Below are 2,103 nucleotides of genomic sequence, written 5' to 3' on the forward strand. Positions count from 1 at the left end.
CGCCTCCGCCAGGTCGGGTGGGTCGGGCGGTTCCGTCGGCTCGTCGTGGTCACCGGTACGCGGCGCGGCCAGCAGCGCGCGGAGCACGCCCAGCAGATGGGTACGGCCGCTGCGGGCCGGGAAGCGGCGCAGCCCGGTCGGGGTGAGCAGCTGGGCACCGAGCCGGTTGCCGGTGCCGGCGGTGAGGAAGCCGATCGCCGCGACGGCGGCCACCGACAGCTCCCGCTTGTCCAGCTCGGCGGTGCCGAACTCCATGCTGGGGCTGGCGTCGACCAGCAGCCAGGTGCTCAGTTCCCGGTCGGCGTCGACCTCGCGGACGTGCGGCACGGTGGTGCGGGCGGTCACCGCCCAGTCCATCCGGCGCACCTCGTCCTCGCCGGGGCGGTACTCCCGGCTGCCGGCGATCTCGCTGCCCGGCCCGGGCAGCAGACCCCGGTGCTGGCCCTGGAGCAGCCCGTCCAGCCGACGGGTGACGGTCAGCTCCAGCCGGCGCAGCCGCTGGTCCCCGGCGAGGTCGGCCAGGCCCCGGTCCGGCGGGCGCCGGCGCGGTGCGGCGCCTCATGCGGCAGCCAGGTCGGCGACGTGCTCGGGCTGCCCGGTGGCCAGCACGGGCGGGGGCACCGCCTGCACCAGCCGGTGCAACAGCGCCTCGGGCGAGACCCCGTCGGCGACCGCGTCGAAGGAGAGCACCAGCCGGTGGGCCAGCACGTCGACGGCGAGATCGCGGACGTCCTCCGGCAGCACGTACTCCCGCCCGCGCAGCAGCGCCTGGGCGCGGGCCGCGGCGACCAGGCCGAGGGTGGCCCGCGGGCTGGCCCCGTACGCCAGCATCGGGGCGATCTCCGGCAGCCCGAAGCGGCCCGGGTCGCGGGTGGCGAGGATGAGGCGGACGACGTACTCGGCGAGCGCGTGGTGCACGAAGATGTGCTCGGCACGCTGTTGCAGCCCGCGCAGCCGGCCCGGGTCGAGCACCCGGTGGGCGCGGGGCCGGTCGGTGCTCATCCGGTAGAGGATGGCCAGCTCGTCGGCGTCGCTCGGGTAGTCCACGACGATCTTCATGAGGAACCGGTCGCGCTGCGCCTCGGGGAGCTGGTAGACCCCCTCGGACTCGATCGGGTTCTGGGTCGCGAGCACCAGGAACGGCTCCGGCACCGGCCAGCTCCGGCCACCGATGGAGACCTGCCGCTCGGCCATCGCCTCCAGCAGGGCGGACTGCACCTTCGCCGGGGCCCGGTTGATCTCGTCGGCCAGCACCAGGTTGGCCATGATCGGACCCAGCTCGACGTCGAAGCTCTCCTTCGACGCCCGGTAGATGCGGGTGCCGACGATGTCGGAGGGGACCAGGTCGGGGGTGAACTGGATCCGGGAGAAGGTGCCGCCGACGACGGTGGCGAGGGTCTGCGCGGCGAGGGTCTTCGCCACGCCGGGTACGCCCTCCAGCAGGCAGTGCCCGTCGGCGATCAGTGCGGTGAGCAGGCGCTCGACGAGCCGATCCTGCCCGACGATCACGCGTCTGACCTCGAAGAGGATCTGTTCCAGCTCGGTGGCCGCCGCGTCGGGATCGGCCGGGCTGGGCAGGCTGGCCAGGGTGTCCGAGATGTCCGTCACGGTGCTTGCTTCCCGAGGTACCGGGCGGGCAAACGTCGGAATATCACCCCCTGGCAGGCCCTTTCCCACCCGGAGCGGGACGAGCCGGCCGTTACCGGGCCGACGGGCGGTGACCGCGCGTTCCACACCAGACGGTGCCGACCCCCGCGGTGGGGACCGGCACCGCCTCGGGTGTCGCTCAGTTGGCGACGATCAGGTGGAACGGGCGGTCGGCGGCCGAGCCACCGGAGCTCCGGGTCTGGACGAAGACCGCGTTGGGGGTCAGGTAGCGCGGCGCGACCGCGACCTCGCCACCGGGCGGGACGTTGTTCGGGTCGTTCGTGCCGATGGTCGCGACGAACGCCTTCCGCGTGACGTCGTAGTCGAACAGCACCTGGTACCGCCCCGGGCCGTACTTGGTCGTGGAGACGACGTTGGCGGAGTGCTGGAGCAGGGTGCCGTTGGAGGCGACGACGGCGAACGCGACGGCACCGGCGGCCGGCGGAGCGGCCAGGG

2 protein-coding genes and 1 pseudogene are annotated in these 2,103 nt (G+C 73.9%); all 3 read right to left on the minus strand.

The window, feature by feature from the left end; genetic code table 11:
- Positions 1–522 (minus strand): DUF58 domain-containing protein (locus JNW89_RS35760; protein ID WP_238452376.1); only part of this gene is annotated, 522 nt, incomplete at its 3' end.
- Between the two features lie 36 nt (positions 523–558).
- The gene (locus JNW89_RS35765; protein ID WP_238452375.1) at positions 559–1,608 is read right to left on the minus strand and encodes a MoxR family ATPase; all 1,050 of its coding nucleotides are present in this window, start codon (positions 1,606–1,608) and stop codon (positions 559–561) included.
- Between the two features lie 178 nt (positions 1,609–1,786).
- A pseudogene (locus tag JNW89_RS35770) lies at positions 1,787–2,103 on the minus strand (hypothetical protein); the annotation flags it as partial.

The sequence above is a fragment of the Micromonospora sp. 4G55 genome (genome assembly GCF_016803375.1).